Source organism: Shewanella donghaensis, assembly GCF_007567505.1.
Classification (GTDB): domain Bacteria; phylum Pseudomonadota; class Gammaproteobacteria; order Enterobacterales; family Shewanellaceae; genus Shewanella; species Shewanella donghaensis.
This window is the reverse complement of record NZ_CP041783.1, coordinates 1,873,153-1,891,139: the sequence shown is the minus strand read 5'-3', so window position 1 is coordinate 1,891,139 and position 17,987 is coordinate 1,873,153. Positions and strand designations below refer to the sequence as shown.

14 protein-coding genes are annotated in these 17,987 nt (G+C 41.3%); 11 read left to right on the top strand and 3 right to left on the bottom strand.

Going from position 1 to position 17,987, the window contains the following annotated elements:
• The first annotated feature begins 6 nt into the window (after positions 1 to 6).
• The 5 genes from FPK91_RS08095 (at position 7) to FPK91_RS08075 (ending at position 6,362) form a co-directional block, all read left to right on the top strand.
• Positions 7 to 1,137, top strand: coding sequence for a sodium ion-translocating decarboxylase subunit beta (locus FPK91_RS08095; protein ID WP_144210306.1), 1,131 nt, complete (start codon positions 7 to 9; stop codon positions 1,135 to 1,137).
• A 648-nt stretch (positions 1,138 to 1,785) separates the two neighbouring features.
• Entirely contained in the window at positions 1,786 to 3,102 is a 1,317-nt protein-coding gene (locus FPK91_RS08090) for a CmpA/NrtA family ABC transporter substrate-binding protein (RefSeq protein WP_227006757.1), read from the top strand.
• A gap of 89 nt (positions 3,103 to 3,191) precedes the next feature.
• Complete coding sequence (locus FPK91_RS08085) at positions 3,192 to 4,181, top strand: ABC transporter permease (protein WP_144210302.1); 990 nt, start codon at positions 3,192 to 3,194, stop codon at positions 4,179 to 4,181.
• A 38-nt stretch (positions 4,182 to 4,219) separates the two neighbouring features.
• Positions 4,220 to 5,062 carry an ABC transporter ATP-binding protein gene (locus FPK91_RS08080; RefSeq protein WP_144210300.1) on the top strand — a complete coding sequence of 281 codons (843 nt, stop codon included), beginning with the start codon at positions 4,220 to 4,222 and terminating at the stop codon, positions 5,060 to 5,062.
• 46 nt (positions 5,063 to 5,108) lie between these two features.
• Positions 5,109 to 6,362: an alginate export family protein gene (locus FPK91_RS08075; RefSeq protein WP_144214259.1), complete on the top strand. Its 1,254-nt coding sequence runs from the start codon at positions 5,109 to 5,111 to the stop codon at positions 6,360 to 6,362.
• A 122-nt stretch (positions 6,363 to 6,484) separates the two neighbouring features.
• Here FPK91_RS08075 and FPK91_RS08070 read toward each other — a convergent pair whose 3' ends face one another.
• Positions 6,485 to 7,732 (bottom strand): dicarboxylate/amino acid:cation symporter, encoded by a 1,248-nt coding sequence (locus FPK91_RS08070; RefSeq protein ID WP_144210298.1) that lies wholly within the window; start codon positions 7,730 to 7,732, stop codon positions 6,485 to 6,487.
• A 361-nt stretch (positions 7,733 to 8,093) separates the two neighbouring features.
• Between FPK91_RS08070 and FPK91_RS08065 the strand changes: the two genes are divergently transcribed.
• The 6 genes from FPK91_RS08065 (at position 8,094) to FPK91_RS21210 (ending at position 16,020) form a co-directional block, all read left to right on the top strand.
• Complete coding sequence (locus tag FPK91_RS08065; RefSeq protein ID WP_144210296.1) at positions 8,094 to 8,516, top strand: YqaA family protein; 423 nt, start codon at positions 8,094 to 8,096, stop codon at positions 8,514 to 8,516.
• 166 nt (positions 8,517 to 8,682) lie between these two features.
• Positions 8,683 to 11,526: a M16 family metallopeptidase gene (locus tag FPK91_RS08060; RefSeq protein WP_144210294.1), complete on the top strand. Its 2,844-nt coding sequence runs from the start codon at positions 8,683 to 8,685 to the stop codon at positions 11,524 to 11,526.
• Between the two features lie 264 nt (positions 11,527 to 11,790).
• Positions 11,791 to 13,383: a glutamate--cysteine ligase gene (gshA, locus tag FPK91_RS08055; protein WP_144210292.1), complete on the top strand. Its 1,593-nt coding sequence runs from the start codon at positions 11,791 to 11,793 to the stop codon at positions 13,381 to 13,383.
• Positions 13,383 to 13,811: a hypothetical protein gene (locus tag FPK91_RS08050; protein WP_144210289.1), complete on the top strand. Its 429-nt coding sequence runs from the start codon at positions 13,383 to 13,385 to the stop codon at positions 13,809 to 13,811. The genes gshA and FPK91_RS08050 overlap by 1 nt, the downstream gene beginning before the upstream one ends.
• Before the next feature lie 156 nt (positions 13,812 to 13,967).
• Entirely contained in the window at positions 13,968 to 14,585 is a 618-nt protein-coding gene (locus FPK91_RS08045) for a transglycosylase SLT domain-containing protein (protein WP_144210287.1), read from the top strand.
• 259 nt (positions 14,586 to 14,844) lie between these two features.
• Positions 14,845 to 16,020, top strand: coding sequence for a methyl-accepting chemotaxis protein (locus tag FPK91_RS21210; RefSeq protein WP_144210285.1), 1,176 nt, complete (start codon positions 14,845 to 14,847; stop codon positions 16,018 to 16,020).
• A gap of 88 nt (positions 16,021 to 16,108) precedes the next feature.
• Here the strand turns inward: FPK91_RS21210 and purK are convergent, their stop codons facing one another.
• Positions 16,109 to 17,224, bottom strand: coding sequence for a 5-(carboxyamino)imidazole ribonucleotide synthase (purK, locus tag FPK91_RS08035; RefSeq protein WP_144210283.1), 1,116 nt, complete (start codon positions 17,222 to 17,224; stop codon positions 16,109 to 16,111).
• Positions 17,224 to 17,715: a 5-(carboxyamino)imidazole ribonucleotide mutase gene (gene purE / locus FPK91_RS08030; protein ID WP_144210281.1), complete on the bottom strand. Its 492-nt coding sequence runs from the start codon at positions 17,713 to 17,715 to the stop codon at positions 17,224 to 17,226. Before purE ends, purK begins: the two co-directional genes overlap by 1 nt.
• Between the last annotated feature and the right edge of the window lie 272 nt (positions 17,716 to 17,987).

Below are 17,987 nucleotides of genomic sequence, written 5' to 3'. Positions count from 1 at the left end.
GATAGCATGGAAGGATTACTGGCCTTTTGGTCTGAGACAGGTATTGCTAACTTCGCACCTGATCAAATATTTATGATGGCAATTGGCGGCTTGTTGCTTTTTTTAGCAATCGCCAAAGGTTTTGAGCCACTGTTGTTAATACCTATTGGGTTTGGCGCCATATTGGCTAACATACCTAATGCAGGTTTCACCGATGAAGGTGGTCTTTTATGGTATGCCTATCATGTAGGGATTGAGACTGGCATATTCCCATTACTTATCTTTATGGGAGTGGGAGCATTAACCGACTTTGGCGCATTGATTGCAAACCCAAAAACGTTATTGTTGGGTGCTGCGGCGCAGTTTGGTATTTTTGCCACATTGCTTGGTGCTATCGCACTTAATTTGGTACCAGGTTTTGAATTCAGTATGCAAGACGCTGCAGCCATTGCGATTATTGGTGGTGCAGATGGGCCAACAGCGATTTTCTTAGCATCAAAATTAGCGCCTGATTTATTAGGTGCGATTGCGGTCGCTGCATATTCATATATGGCGCTTGTACCGTTAATCCAGCCGCCAATAATGCGTCTATTAACCACTGAGTCAGAACGTAGTATTAAAATGGAACAGCTACGGGAAGTCAGTAAGAAAGAAAAAATCATCTTTCCTTTGATGGTTGTCGGTCTAACGATTTTGTTCCTACCAGCGGCATCGCCTTTAGTGGGTATGTTTTGTTTAGGTAACTTAATGCGTGAATCAGGAGTTGTTGATAGATTATCTTCAACAGCGCAAAATGAGCTAATTAATATTGTAACGATTTTCCTTGGTTTAGCGGTCGGTTCTAAGCTTCAAGCGGAAGAGTTTTTACGTATTGAAACTCTCGGTATTCTGTTACTGGGTGCAGTCGCATTTAGTATAGGTACTGCTGCTGGCGTATTGATGGCTAAATTAATGTCTAAAGTCACAGGTGGTAAGATTAATCCACTTATTGGTGCCGCAGGCGTCTCTGCAGTACCAATGGCTGCACGTGTGGTGAATAAAGTAGGTCTTGAGGCTAATCATCAAAACTTCTTGCTGATGCATGCTATGGGACCAAACGTTGCAGGTGTATTAGGTAGTGCTGTTGCTGCGGGTGTATTACTTGCTGTACTTGGCTGAATAAAGGGATTTTTATTATGGCGCTAAGTTTGTCCTAAAAAGTGTGTCCTGATTAAGTTTTCCATTTAAAACCACTTAACTTTTAGTTAAGTGGTTTTTTTATGTCTTGGGTTACTGACTCTACTGACATTCTCAAACCCTAGCATTTATTAATGGTTATTCTTATTAGCTTTTTGCCGTTAGCATTAAGGCAATTCATTTCTCATTTAACTGCAGGTTTCTATTGAGTTTGAGTATTCATATTTGTTAAGTAACCAAAAAAGTGCAATGACAAATAATGTTGCACCGATTGGATCTGTTACCTCAAATTGGTTATCCCTTAATATTATAATAAACTCATATATAACAGTGTTTTGCTTTTCTGGCATGGTTAATGAATAGTATTTAGTAACAAAAGGAGGTAGAGGTTATTGATTGCTCCTTTTTGAATAATTAATCAGTTGTAATTGTTCGAAGTACTAGCTCAATATTTAATTGAATTGTTAAATACATCAAATTCAAATTCAAAGCAAAGGCGCTTTAATTATTCCTTAACGGGTAATTAAGCGCCTTTTTTTTTACAAAATTTTTAAAACTTAAAAGGGATCAACGATGAATTGGAAAAAGTCATTTAAGCAGCTAGCTGTAACACTAAGTATTAGTGCTGTGATGCAAGTTAATGTTGCCACTGCAGAAGTAGGCTTTCCTGAAAAAGAAGAGCTGACATTTGGTTTTATTAAGTTAACCGATATGGCGCCTATCGCCATTGCTTATGAAAATGGTTATTTCGAAGAAGAAGGCTTATACGTCACTATCGAGGCTCAAGCTAACTGGAAAGTGTTATTGGACGGCGTTATCGACGGCCGTTTAGATGGGGCGCATATGCTAGCCGGCCAGCCGATTGCAGCCACCATTGGTTATGGCACCAAAGCCCATATCATTACGCCTTTTTCTATGGACTTAAACGGTAATGCCATTACCGTATCCAATGATATTTGGGCGCAAATGAAGCCTAATATCGCTAAAAATGCCGATGGTAAACCTGTTCACCCGATTAAGGCTGACTCGCTCAAACCTGTGGTAGACAAATATAACGAGCAAGGTAAGCCCTTTAAAATGGGCATGGTATTTCCGGTATCAACCCATAACTATGAACTACGTTATTGGTTAGCGGCTGGTGGTATTCACCCTGGTTTTTATGCACCTCACAAAGGTGATACTTCAGGACAACTCGACGCAGAAGCTTACTTATCTGTTACGCCGCCACCGCAAATGCCGTCAACCCTTGAAGCTGGCACCATCTATGGCTATTGCGTCGGTGAGCCTTGGAACCAGCAAGCGGTGTTTAAAGGCATCGGGGTGCCAGTGGTTACTGATTATGAAATTTGGAAAGACAACCCTGAAAAAGTATTTGGTATTACCGCAGAATTTGCTGAAAAGTATCCAAACACCACTATTCGCTTAACCAGAGCATTAATTAAAGCGGCTAAATGGTTAGACGAGAACAACAACGCTAATCGCCCAGCAGCTGTGAAAATTTTATCTCAATCTAACTATGTTGGCGCTGATTACGATGTGATTGCCAACAGTATGACTGGCACCTTTGAATATGAAAAAGGTGATAAGCGCGCGGTGCCTGATTTCAATGTGTTCTTTCGTTATAACGCAACCTACCCATATTACTCAGATGCGATTTGGTACTTAACCCAAATGCGTCGTTGGGGACAGATTTCAGATGATAAGCCTGATACTTGGTACAAAGAGATAGCAGCCAAGGTTTACCGTCCAGATATCTATGCAAAAGCCGCGCAATCGTTAATTGATGATAAAAGTATTGATGCCAAACACTTCCCTGACTTTGCTACTGAAACGGGCTTTAAAAAGCCGCAGCAACATTTCATTGATGACATTGTGTATGACGGTAGTGCCCCGAATGCGTATATCAACAAGTTCAGTATCGGATTAAAGCAAGGCGACAAACTTTAAGTCTGAGCTTACGTACTGTATGTCGAGCTTTATGTCGAGTTTGATTCAAGTTTTATGCAAGTAAGAGCTATCGAAGTGAGGATAGACCTATGACAACCATTGCAAGATTAGCGCAGAGACTCCCTATGGATAAGTCGGCTGTAACTTCGTTGTTGGCCAAATCAGCGGCGATGAGCAAAGCATTATTATTACCGCTCATTGGTATTACCGTGTTTTTAGTTTTTTGGTCAATTACAGCCAATAATATTAATACATCCCTAGGTAAGTTTCCTGGTCCTGTAGCTGTTGTAGCTCAGTTCGATGGGCTTTACCAAGAGCATAATGCAGAGCGGGAAAAGGCGGCTGCTTTTTATGAACGCCAACAAGTTCGCAATGATGCAAGGCTAGCAGCTGATCCTAGCTACCAAGCAAAAACGAGGAAGTACACAGGTAAGGAAACCTTCTTTGATCAGATAGTGACCTCACTTATTACGGTCATGTCAGGATTTATACTAGCCGCCATTATCGCTATCCCTATGGGTATCTGGATGGGGTTAAGCAAAACCGTTAATGCAGCGGTGAATCCGATAGTGCAAATATTCAAACCAGTATCACCACTGGCATGGCTGCCTTTGGTGACCATGGTCGTGAGCGCGTTATATGTGTCACCTGATCCGATGTTCTCTAAATCATTTATCAACTCCATGTTGACCGTCACCCTCTGTAGTTTGTGGCCCATGGTCATCAATACCTCAATTGGGGTGGCATCCATTGATTCTGACTTACTCAATGTCAGCCGGGTGCTGCGCTTATCACCGTTAACTCATGTACAAAAAATAGTACTACCAGCATCAATACCGTTGATTTTTACTGGTATGCGTTTATCCCTGAGTGTTGCATGGATGGTGTTAATTGCCGCTGAAATGTTGGCGCAAAACCCTGGGCTTGGAAAGTTTGTTTGGGATGAGTTTCAAAACGGCAGTTCTGAATCTCTTTCACGGATTATGGCAGCAGTGATTGTGATTGGCTTTATTGGCTTTTTATTAGATCGAGGCGTACTGGCACTACAGCGTTGGTTCTCCTGGGAAAAAAGTCACTAACTGGTTGAAGTGTTCGTTGAGGAATAAGGATAAATCTTATGAGTGTATTTTTAGATATTAGTAATATCGACATGGACTTCCCAACCCCAAATGGGCCATTTAAGGCACTAAAGGAAGTCAATTTAAAAATTAATAAAGGTGAGTTTGTCTCGCTTATTGGTCACTCTGGGTGTGGTAAATCAACCGTACTCAATATTGTGGCAGGGCTATATCAAGCCACCAAAGGTGGGGTGATTTTAAATAGTACTGAAGTCTCAGAGCCAGGGCCCGAGCGAGCTGTGGTATTTCAAAACCACTCTTTATTGCCTTGGTTAACCTCATATCAAAATGTCGAATTAGCAGTAAAGCAAGTGTTTAAAGGTGCTAAATCTAAAGCTGAAATGAAGCAATGGATTGAATACAACCTGAGCCTAGTACATATGGATCATGCGATGCACAAACTGCCCAGTGAAATATCAGGAGGTATGAAACAACGAGTGGGCATAGCGAGAGCCTTAGCGATGGAACCTGAAGTGTTATTGATGGATGAGCCTTTTGGGGCGCTCGATGCTTTGACCCGAGCCCATATGCAAGACTCGTTAATGGAAATCCAACTGGAGCTCAATAATACCGTCATCATGATCACCCATGACGTGGATGAAGCAGTATTACTGTCAGATAAAATTGTGATGATGACCAATGGCCCTGAAGCAACAGTGGGTGAAATTCTTGCAGTTGATTTACCCCGCCCAAGAGATCGTCTGGCGCTAGCAGAAGCTCCTGAATACAACCGTTTGCGGGCCGAAGTACTGAAGTTTCTTTATGAGAAACAGCGCAAAGTTGAGCCTATTAATATTAGTAAATCATTAACTACATCAGATGAACAGGCTGAAGCGGTTTAACACTGATGCATGGAACAATTTAGTTATAAATATAAAAGGAAAGATGATGAAACAGAACCAACTTGCTGCATTGATTAATAGCAAATTAACCAAATCGATAGTAAGCCTTGCGGCGCCGCTATCATTAACCTTGTTGGCCATGGGCTCGGCTCATGCTGAAACGACCAAGTCCGTTGCTGATGCGGTCACCCAAGGCAGTGTTAAGGTCGACTTGAATCTTCGCTATGAAATGGTTGAGCAAGATAACGCCTTAAAGGATGCTGATGGATTAACGCTTCGCACTCGACTGACTTATGCCACAGCTGATTACTATGGTTTTTCGTCAACGGTTGAATTCGAAGATTCTCGAGTCGTTGCCGGTGTAGACGACTATAACAACACCTTAGGTAAGAACCCTGAGTATTCGGTGATTGCCGATCCTGAAACAACCGAATTAGATCAGTTTTTTCTAAAGTATGATTACGAAGGGTTCAGTGCAAAAGCTGGCCGTCAAGTTATTACCTTCGATAACCAACGCTTTGTGGGTCATGTGGGCTGGCGTCAAGATAGGCAGACCTTCGATGGGGTGATGTTAGAGTACAAATTTAATGATGTATTTAAAATTGACTACGGCTATATCAGTCAACGTAATCGTATCTTTGCAGAAGAAAAAGATATCGATGCAAAAGATAACCTGATCAATGCGTCACTAAAAACGGGCTTTGGTACTTTAAGTGGTTATGGTTATTTATTAGAAGAAGATATAGAAACTTCAAATGGACTAGATACCTACGGTCTGCGTTTTGCGGGTAATACCGATGTTGGTGATATCAAGGTTTTATATACAGCGGAGTACGCCACCCAGGATTCAGATACAGCAGGGCAATCATATTCTGCTGATTATATGAGTATTGAAGGCGGAGTGGGCTTCTTCGGAATAACTTTCAAAGTGGGTTATGAAGTATTAGGTTCTGATGGCGGCGACTATGGTTTCCAAACCCCGTTAGCGACACTTCATGGTTTTAATGGTTGGTCAGATCAGTTTTTATCAACCCCTAAACAAGGCTTAGCCGATCTTTATGCGTCAATTGGCGGTAAGATTATTGGTGGTAAATGGGCGCTGGTTTATCACGAGTTTGAAGCGGATAAATCGAGTGCTTTGGTTGATGATTTAGGTTCTGAAATTGATGCAGTGTTCAGCGTACCAGTCACTAAAAATTATACTTTAGGGGTTAAATACGCTGCTTATTCAGCAGGTGATCTTGCTGCTGGTAAAGTGGATACTGATAAAGTGTGGTTGTGGGCTAATGCTAAGTTCTAATTAATAATAATCACATCACTAGCCGAAATATAGATAGCTAGTAAAATTAAAAAGCCAACTCAGTGAGTTGGCTTTTGTTTATCAGTATCTTCAATAAGACTGAGTTAGCTTTACCCAATTCGTTACGTTGTTTGCTCTACAATTTTTTCATCTGAGTAAAATTGTTGTTCATCAAATTGACCTTCACTCTTACCAATAACCACAGCCGTCATCATGTCACCTGTGACATTTGTCGCGGTGCGGATCATATCGATAACGCGATCAATCGCTGCAATAAAGGCGATTCCTTCAAGGGGTAAACCCACAACCCCCAAAGTGACTGATAGCATCACCATAGCACTACCTGGAACACCAGCTGTACCAACTGAAGCCACAGTAGCTGTGACTGCAATGAGCATGTAATCAGTCATATCCAGTGGGATACCATAAATTTGCGCAATAAAGATTGCGGCGATAGCAGGGTAAATACCACCACAACCGTCCATATTCATGGTAGCACCTAATGGCAATACAAAGGCGCTATAACGCTTTGATACACCCATAGACTCAGTACATTTGCTACTTGCTGGTAAGGTGCCAAAACTTGATGCGGTGCTAAATGCCACTAGTTGAGCAGGCATTGCTTTACGGAAAAATTGTACAGGGCTTAGGCCCGCTGCAAACTTAACTAAACCGCCATAAACAAAAATAATATGAATTAATGCAGCCACATAAATAGCCACAATAAACTTACCTAATGGCAGTAATGTTGACAGGCCATATTCACCAACAACCCAAGCCATTAAACCAAACACTCCGATAGGGGTGAGTTTTAATACCATGCGGGTTAATTCGAACATTACTTCAGCGCCTGCTTCAATGGTGTTCTTTAGTGGAGCTGCTTTTTCGCCTACAGCATTAATCGCGATGCCTACCAGTGCTGCAAACACAATAATTTGTAGTACTTTGCCTTCCGCTAAAGATGCAAAAGGGTTTACTGGGATCATGTTTAGTAATACTTGGGCAAAACCTGGTATATCACGGTCACGTACTTCAGTGGTGGCAAGCTCCAAGGTACCGCCCATATCAAATGAGCTACCAATGGCTAAGCCGATGAAGGAAGCCATGGTGCCAGTGAACATAAACATGCCCAAAGTTTTAAAGCTTAAACGCTTCAAATTAGCTTGTGAGCCTAATGAGGTAATGCTGACAACGATGGCGCAAAATACTAATGGTGCAACCAGCATCTTAATGGCGCTAATAAACAAATCGCCAAGGGGCTTTAGCATTATTGCACTTTCACCTAAAGCAATACCTGCTATGGTACCAAGCGCAAAGCCTGCTAATACTTTTTGCCAAAAAGGAATTCGTTTTAAGGTTTGAAAAATCATCAAGGTTCCAATTAATTATTATACTTGCCTGCAGTTATTCGCAGGGGGATTATTATTTCAATAACCTTATTCAAATTGGCTTAAGCCATCAGATAGTCATTGCTGGTATTCATTACGTTGGCGGTATTTACTTGGTTCAACCACTGACTTCAGACTATTTTAAGCAAGCCTAATTACAGTCTTTATGTAATATATTTTCGAATTGTATTGAGCGATTCACATCGGAACAAACCGTTTTTAATATAACTTATATCATTTTTTCGACTTGTTGATTGCATGTTGAAATTCAACAGCTTGTTAACTCATTTTTATGTTACGAGTTTAGCTAGTAAAACACTATAGATATCATTAGGTAAAGTAAATGACTGCATTGTGGTTAATGTTCAGCGGGGCTTTTTTAGCGGCAACTTTGTTACCAGGAGGTTCAGAAGTTTTACTTGTGGCCTTACTCACGGATCAACCAGAAACCTGGCTTGCACTGCTGGTGACTGCCAGTGTTGGTAATACCTTGGGGGGCATAAGCAGCTACTATTTAGGCTATTTAGGTCGCTTTGCTAAGACGCCAGAGGATTTAGCGTCTAAGAAATACCAACATGGATTAAAATTAATTGAAAAATATGGCTATTGGGCTTTGCTGCTTTCATGGCTGCCATTAATTGGTGATATTCTGTGTTTATTAGCAGGATGGTTAAAATTACCGATTATCCCGTCTACTATCATGATGTTAATTGGTAAAACGATTCGTTACTCATTAATAGTAGCTGCCTTTATGTTGGCATGGTAAAACAACTGTTCATGGTGGTAGTTTTTATCAAGCCTTATAAGTAGTCAACTTGATTAGTTGCCTGATTGGAGAGGGTCTTTTTATCTCCAATTGAACCAACAAGGGTTAAATTAACTCATAGCATCACATTTACCGATTTCATTGGCTATTTTTCTAGGAGTATTAAGTGAAAAAATGGATCTTATCAGTGGCGATCTCTATCGCAATTAGTGGCTGTGCTTATGAAGGAACGGGTTCAACAACCCATTCCTCAGCTTTACCTCAAGGTGTCACATTAGTTGACACAGTTGTTCAAAGTGATTCTGTGGGAATTCCTTATAAAAAGTATCAGCTAGAAAATGGCCTCACAGTGATTTTGCACCAAGATACCTCAGATCCTCTTGTTCATGTTGACGTAACTTATCATGTGGGCTCCGCTCGCGAAGTGGCGGGTCGCAGTGGCTTTGCTCATTTATTTGAGCACATGATGTTTCAGGGCTCACAAAATGTCGGTGATGAGCAACATTTCAAAGTGGTAACGGAAGCTGGCGGGACGCTAAACGGCACCACCAATACAGATAGAACCAATTATTTTGAGACTGTGCCGAGTAATCAACTGGAAAAAATGTTGTGGCTTGAGTCTGATCGGATGGGCTTTTTATTACCGGCATTGACCAGTGAAAAGTTTGAAGTCCAACGTGAGACCGTTAAAAATGAACGCGCTCAGCGAATTGATAATCAACCTTATGGTCGACTAAATGAACGTTTTAACCAAGCAATGTATCCTGCTGGGCATCCATATTCATGGCCTGTGATTGGTTGGCCGGATGATTTGGAACGTGCCAATGTTGACGACGTACGTAATTTCTTTAAGCGCTGGTATGGTCCAAATAACGCCACCTTAACTATTGGCGGAGATTTTGACGAAACTCAAACATTAGGCATGGTGAACAAGTACTTTGGTGAGCTTAAACGTGGCCCTGAAGTCAGCGGCGATCCTAAAACTCCAGTGGTATTAGATAAAACACGTTATATCTCAATGGAAGATAAAGTGCATTTACCACTATTGTATATGGGATTCCCAACAGTATACGCTCGTCATAAAGACGAAGCTGCACTGGATTTACTCGCCAATATCCTTGGTGGTGGTAAAACATCGCTGTTATATAAGAACTTAGTTAAAGATGGTTTTGCAGTGCAAGCTTCAGTGGGGCATCCATGCCAAGAGTTATCTTGTCGATTAACCTTATTTGCATTGGCAAATCCGGCATCAGGCGGAAATCTTGCAGGACTTGAGCAAAAAATTAATGAGTCTATTGATGAGTTTGAAGAGCGCGGTGTCACCGATGAGGACTTACAAAAGGTAAAAGTACAGTTTGAAGCTGATACCATTTTCGGCATGCAAAGTGTTAAAGGTAAAGTATCAACTCTTGCATATAATCAAACCTTCTTTGATAACCCTGACATGATAGCCAGTGATTTAGCACGCTATGCCAGTGTGACTAAAGATGATGTGATGCGGGTATTTAATACTTATATTAAAGATAAACCTATGGTCGTCATGAGCATTGTGCCAGAAGGCGCAAAAGAGTTGATTGCTGCAGAAGATAATTTTACCCCGACAATGCTACCTGTGGCTGAAGAAGCGGTGACTGGTGTTGATAACGTAAGACAGATCACCTCAAGTTTTGACCGCACCATCATGCCAAAGGTGGGCGCTGCTCCAGTACTAAAAGTGCCTGAGTTATGGAATGCTTCATTGCCAAATGGCATAGAGGTTATGGGGACTGAAAGTCACGAAACACCCACGGTTGAATTACTGGTTTATCTTGAAGGTGGCCATCGCGTTGCCCCAGAAGGTAAAGCGGGTGTGGCGTCATTAACAGCGTCAATGCTGAATGAATCAAGTGCAAAGCGTTCAACTGAAGAGTTAGCGGGTGCGCTGGAAATGCTGGGTAGTAGTGTGTCGTTTGGCGCATCAGGTTCGCAAAGCTACATTCAGCTTTCAAGCTTGACTGAAAACTTAGCGCCGACATTAGCTATTTTACAAGAGCGATTGTTTACGCCTGGTTTTGTCGAGGCGGATTTTGAACGCCTTAAGCAACAGCAATTACAGGGGCTTAAGCATCAAGAATCAGATCCTAACTTTTTAGCACGACAAGGCTTTTCAACATTATTATATGGTGAAAATAGTCCATTAAGTGTTAATGCTTCAGGAACGTTAGCAACGGTTGCCGCATTAACCCTTGAAGATGTTAAACAGTTCTATAAGCAGCAATATAAAGCCGGGAACGCCAAAATGGTGTTGGTGTCTGATTTGGGTCAACAGCAAGTGTTGCCGTTACTATCACCATTTGCTCAGTGGCAAGGTGATGCCAACGCAGCTTTTGTTTTACCTGAATTGCCTGAGCTAGCGGGTGGCACCATTTATATCATTGATAAACCGGGCGCCGCGCAATCTGTCATTAATATCGGTAAACGATCGCTAACTTACGATGCTACGGGTGATTACTTTAAATCCTATTTAATGAATTACCCATTAGGTGGCGCATTTAACAGTCGTATAAACCTAAACTTACGGGAAGACAAAGGTTATACCTATGGTGCACGTACCGGGTTTAGTGCTGATAATTTAGTGGGTCGCTTCATGGCTTCTGCCAGTGTAAGAACGGATGTCACGTCAGAATCATTAGTCGAATTTATTAACGAGATTAATGAATATCAGCAGCAAGGCATGACAGAAGATGAGTTAGCATTTTTACGTAGCTCAATTTCACAAGGTAAAGCATTAGACTACGAAACGCCTTACCAAAAAGCGGGCTTTATGCGGATGATTCAGCGTTACCAACTTGATGACAACTTTACTGAGCAACAAGCTAAAATTGTTGAACAGGTGTCACGTACCGAGTTGAATACATTGGCTGCTAAAGAGTTAGATTTATCGCAAATGGTGATGTTAATAGTGGGTGATAAAGCCGCTATAATGCCGAAACTACAAGCTTTGGACTATCCTATTAAAGAGATAAAATAAGCTTTACTATTGTTTTTACGATAAAAGACCCTATATAAGTGATATATAGGGTCTGATTATCCTTTAAAAATGCTAAAATTCAGACAAGAACGGTGACAATGAAGATGTTACCGTTTTTTGTTTTCAAAGCATTGATGCATAAGTTGTTGTGAAAATATCTTATGCTGAGTCAATTTTTAAATGCTTTTAAGAAATATTAATGCTAAATATCAGGTCTAGCAGTTTGAATGTCGCGAAAGCGAGCCACTATAAGAGAACAGCAAATTGAATTCATTCAATGAAATAGTCGATCAACTTTCTAATGCCCAAGGGCGTGAATCTTTACTCGGTATGTTAAGAGGTATAGAACGCGAAGCATTGCGGATAGAAAGTTCTGGCAAATTAGCGATGGATGGCCATCCTGAAAAGCTGGGTTCAGCACTAACTCATTCTCGTATTACCACTGATTATAGTGAGTCACTGCTAGAGTTTATCACCCCAGTCAATACTAACATTGATACTTTACTCGCTGGGTTAACACAAACTCACGCCTACAGTGTGAAAAATATGAATGGCCAAACATTATGGCCTGTCAGCATGCCTTGTTATGTTGGCGATGAAAAAGATATTCCTATTGCGCGTTATGGCAGCTCAAATAATGGCAAAATGAAAACCCTTTATCGCAAAGGGTTAACTCACCGATATGGCCCTTTAATGCAGATAATTGCAGGGGTTCACTTTAACTTTTCTGTGTCTGATAAATTATGGGACACCTTATATGAAAGTAGTGATAAGTCAGTCTCTCGCTGTGAGTTCATTTCAGAGTCTTATTTCGGCTTAATTCGTAACTATCGCCGTTTGGTATGGGTATTGCCATACTTCTTTGGATCATCACCAGCTCTGTGTGGATCGTTTATTAAAGATAAGCCTGTTGGATTTGATTTCAAGAAAACCGGTAAAGGCACACTATATCTGCCTTACGCCACGTCACTGCGTATGAGCGATTTAGGCTACACCAATAAAGAGCAAGAGCGATTAGATATTAGCTACAACTCGTTACCTGAATACCTTAAAGGGGTGGGTGAAGCGATCCGTATGCCATCAGCAAGCTTTGAGAAAATTGGCGTTAAAGTTGATGGTGATTACCGTCAGCTTAATAGTAATGTGCTGCAAATTGAAAATGAATTTTACTCTCCAATTCGAGCAAAAAGAGTCACTAAAGCGGGTGAGAAACCTTCAGAGGCATTGTCTCGAGCTGGTGTTGAGTATATTGAAGTTCGTGCATTAGACGTTAACCCTTACAGTCCAATTGGTATCGATGCGAGTCAGGTGAGATTCTTAGATTTGTTCTTACTGTATTGTCTACTTTCATCATCGGACAAGACTGATGCAGCTGCAGAAAAAGAGATTGCTGCTAATTTACAAGCGGTCGTTGTTGAGGGGCGTAAACCGGGTCTTGAGCTTAAAAAAGACGGTAAAAGCATCGAGCTAACTCAATGGCTGAATGACATTTTTGAGCCATTATTTCGTCTTGCTAAGTTATTGGATGGTGAATCTGGTAATGAATATCAACAAGCACTTTCGCAATGGCAGAAAGCCATTGACGATCCAAGTTTAACCTTGTCAGGTCGCGTATTAGAAGATGTGGTAAATCAAGGCCAAGATCACAGTGGTTGGGTTAAAAAACTTGCTCAAGATTACCATGCCTATTTAACTGACTACCCTTTGCCTGAAGCGGTAGAAGCAGGTTACGTTGATGAAGCTAAACAATCGTTGAAACAGCAACATGCAATAGAAGCTGAACCCGCGGCGAGTTTCGATGACTTTTTAACGGATTATTTTGCAGATTTATCAGAACCTGTAGCAGCGGTAAGTTAATGAAAAAATCGTTTTCATTTTTGATGATGCTGGCCTTAATGCAAGGCTGCGCAACATCAGTTGATAATGAATTTGTTTGTGGTTCGGTGGCGAGTTATTTAACGCCGCCGATTTCAGAAAGCCTTTACCGCGTTGTTGTTACCCATCTTGATGGCAAACCTGTCATATCTAGACCTTACTATAAACTTTCTGCAGGGCCCCATGAATTTACTGTTGCAGAGCTTATAGAATCACCCGAACTGAAAGTGAAATTGGCTGCCAGAACCCCTAAAACTATTCGAGTTGATGTGATCAATGAACAACGATTTCATTTAGCTGCTGAGTTTAATCTAGATAAGATTTATACCGGTGTTAATAAGGACTATTGGCAGCCCGTTGTTTGGCAGCAAGAGTCTCTTGAGTGTGAATTTTTAGATCTAACTCGTTAACAAAAACTGCTTATTTTTTCCCTTCTCCTCCTATAAATCAGCCAATAACCACAGTTTTATCTCTTTACCCTCTGAGCTGTTTGCATCTGCATTACTTTGATGTGAGAATCTAAGCGCTTATCTTTAATAAGTTATTAATTGTTTATAAGGGCAAATATGAAGTGGTTTTTTCGTGCATTAGGCACTGTTATTCTTTTACAGCTTGCAGGCTGTGCAACCCCTCCCCCTAAAGAGCCTGATAATTTATGCTCAATTTTTCAAGAAAATCGTTCTTGGTATAAATCTGCCGTCAAAACTCGTGATAAGTGGGGCGTGCCAGTACATATTCCATTGGCTATGATGTATCAAGAAAGCTCGTTTAAACATAACGCAGCGCCGCCAATGGAATACTTCTTAGGTTTTATCCCTACAGGCCGAGCAAGTGATGCCTATGGTTATGCTCAAGCTAAAACCATGACGTGGGATGACTACGTTCGAGAGACGGGAAACTCATGGTCGAGTCGCAGCAACTTTGATGATGCGATGGACTTTATGGGCTGGTTCATCTATAAAACCCATGCCATTAATGGCGTGTCAAAATGGGATGCTAAAAATCAGTATTTGAATTATCACGAAGGTTGGGGCGGCTATAAACGTGGCTCCTATAAAGCCAAAGCTTGGCTTGGACCTGTGGCTAATCGTGTAGATGCTCGTTCTAAAAACTATGCGAGACAGTATCAAACTTGCAAGGAAGATCTCGACTCGTCATGGTTATGGCGCTTATTTTTTGCTTAAGCAGTGATAGCCATTGATGAATAAATATTTGAGCCTCGCAATAGCGAGGCTTTTTTGTAGCTTAAATTGAACAGTAAAAATTAAACTTTTTCAGTGTTGTACCGATAGTAAATGTATGGATTATGTTAATTTGTATCAATAATAGCTTTTAGGCTTTATAAGCATGGTTAAGACGGAATCATTATAGATCGTGGAAACTAGAGCTAAAGCTAAAAATAAAATCAAAAATAATAATAACGATGACTTTTCGGAACTGTATATGCAATCCCATAATAATAAACTGCAAGCACAACTGCTTTACCCATTAATTACGCTGGTGGTATTAGCGCTATTAATCATCCTTATTCTGCCTAATGAAATTGATAAAACGACGGTATTATTAATAGTTGCGTCACTTGGCATTTCACAAACCATACTGGGTATTTATCTCTATAAAAGCTTACTGCAGTCTCGCTTACTGAAGTTGTCTGAATATTTGTCGCTAGTGATCAGTACTGAAACAGCGCCAGAGAAACCGTTAACAGATGATAGAGGCGACCAACTCGCATCGATCACCAATAATCTTAGTCACTTTATTGAAGATCTAAAGTCGGTATTGGATGACATAAGACACGATGCCAACAATTTCAGGTTAGGTTCTCAAGAGTTGGCGGAGCAAATGATTTCAGCGGAATCATCAGTGGATAAAAGCACCTCGGAAACTGAACAAATATCAGCGTCATTAGCTGAGATAGTGCAAACCGCAGATGAGCTCTCAAACAGCGCCGATGAACTCAAATCGACTTCAACTCAGGTGAAAGAGCTACTTGAGTTGGGCAATAGTGATGCTTTAAATAATCAAAATTCAATGACAACGTTTGCGAATGGCATTGAAAGTATGGTGTCTGATTTAGACCTGTTAAACGGTGACAGCCAGAAAATTGGTAATGTGCTTGAAGTGATTAAAAGTATTGCAGAGCAAACTAACCTACTGGCATTGAATGCTGCTATTGAAGCGGCGAGAGCGGGTGAGCAAGGGCGAGGCTTTGCTGTGGTGGCTGATGAAGTCCGCGCACTGGCGCATCGAACTCAAGAGTCGACAGTTGAGATTCAATCGATTGTATTAGAACTACAAGAGAAAGCAGGTAATGCAGTCAATGCTATTGGTGAAAGCCAACGGGTTACCCAAGAAAGTGTGCTGCAATGTCAACGAGTCACTCAAGCATTTAATGATATTGGCGGCGCATTTGAGCAGCTTGATAGCGTCGCCAGTAATATGACCTACAGTATTCAAGGTCAGCAATCATCAACAAGCAGCATTAATACCCGCGCCATTGAAATTGAACGCTTAAGTCATGATGTACAGCTAAGTTTGAAAACGATTTCAAACCGAGCTAATACACAAAAGTTGAGCTCTGAACATCTTGAAAAAGTTCTGACACGGGTATGTGTTTGATGACCAAGTGACTAACTTGATAGCGAACAAAAAAGGAGCCTAGGCTCCTTTTTTAATGTTAACTAATTAGTGGCTAATTAGCCGCTAATTAGTTAGCGCTAAACTCTTCAAGTATCCAGGCTAGCGGAGCTTGATATTGCTCTGGCATCCATTGCTGAAGCTTGTTAATACTGTCATTTAGCATCGCATTATTATGCACAGATAAGTTTAAGTGACCGACTTTACGACCGACTCTCACTTCTTTGTTATACCAGAATAATTCAGCATTCGGTAAGCTCAACCAGCGATCATCTTTATCAACACCGATTAAGTTCACCATGACACATTGATGGTTTACTTGAGGGGTATGCATTGGTAATTCGCATAAAGCGCGAAGATGCAGTTCAAACTGGTTTATGTGACAACCAGATTGTGTCCAATGGCCAGAGTTATGAACTCGAGGTGCTAATTCATTAACCAGTAAATCTTCACCAACACGGAAACATTCCATCGCCATTACGCCCACGTACTCAAGTTCATGCATTATTTTGCTAAGCATGCCTTCCGCTTGGGTTTGTAAATGGCTTAAACGGGCTAATGGCGCGATTGACGCCATTAAAATACCATCTTGATGCAGATTTAGTGTCAGTGGATAAAACAGACATTCACCTGATTTAGTGCGTACACCGACTAATGATATTTCTTCATCAAAATTGATTGCCTGTTCAGCAATCGCTTCATTGCGCCAATCAGCAGGAATCGAAGTCGACTCAGCTTGTTTTAGCCAATGCTGGCCTTTACCGTCATAACCGCCTGTGCGGCGCTTTAATAATACGCGTTCGCCATATTGCTGATGCAATTTAGCTGTCTGAGTATTATCGTCAACGAGTTCCCAAGGCGAAGTAGGAACCGCCAATTCATCAAGTAAACTTTTTTGGGTAAAACGATCAGCAAGACGGCCAAATACTGGTCCATTAATAAAGTGCTTATGTTCACTTAACTGTAGGCTCAGATTTGATTCAGGCCATTGCTCTCTTTCTGCAGTGATGACGTCATTATCACTCAGTGGTAACTGTTCATCTGATGGCGTCATAATATCCACTGGGCGGACATTGATTGCCAATGGTTGACCAGCATGAGATAGCATCGCACCTAATTGGCCATCGCCTAGCACCCAAACATTATGTTGTTTAGCTTGTGTCGGCTGAGAGTCTTGCTTAGGCATTAAGCTTCCCTCGGATCTGGATTTTCAAGAATAGTGTTAGTTTGTTCCTCGCGGAATGCATCCAAGCGAGCAGCAAGTTCACTATCTTCAATTGCTAAAATTTGGCTTGCTAGTAAGCCTGCATTGAATGCACCAGCAGTACCAATAGCCAAAGTACCTACGGCAATTCCTTTAGGCATTTGCACGATAGAAAGTAAGCTATCCATACCTGATAAAGCTTTGCTTTGTACCGGGACGCCCAGTACTGGCAAACGCGTTTTTGAAGCAATCATTCCGGGTAGATGTGCTGCACCACCCGCACCACCGATAATGACTTTGAAGCCTTTATCTACAGCAGTGCTTGCAAAATCCATTAGTTTGTCAGGAGTACGGTGCGCTGAGACGACTTCAACGTGATACGGCACTTGAAGCTTATCCATTATTTCAGCGGCTGCTTCCATGGTAGGCCAATCACTTTTAGATCCCATTACTACGGCAACAAGGGCTTGCATGATAACTCCTTAACACACTTATTATATTAGAATATTTTTACTTATACCTGCATAGGGTACAGGCATTATAGGCTGCATTTTTGCACCTATAAAAAAGGGGCTAGATAATATCATGTTGGCTAAGGTTTCGCTGCATTTCAGTGTTTTTTGCGGCTGAAACTCAGTTTCTGATTGCGAATGCTAAAACTCTGATCTAATGTTAGTGAAATAGGCTTTAAACTCGGGGTCAGACTATGACATTCCAAAGGTTAAAGACTAAGGGACTAGTTTTT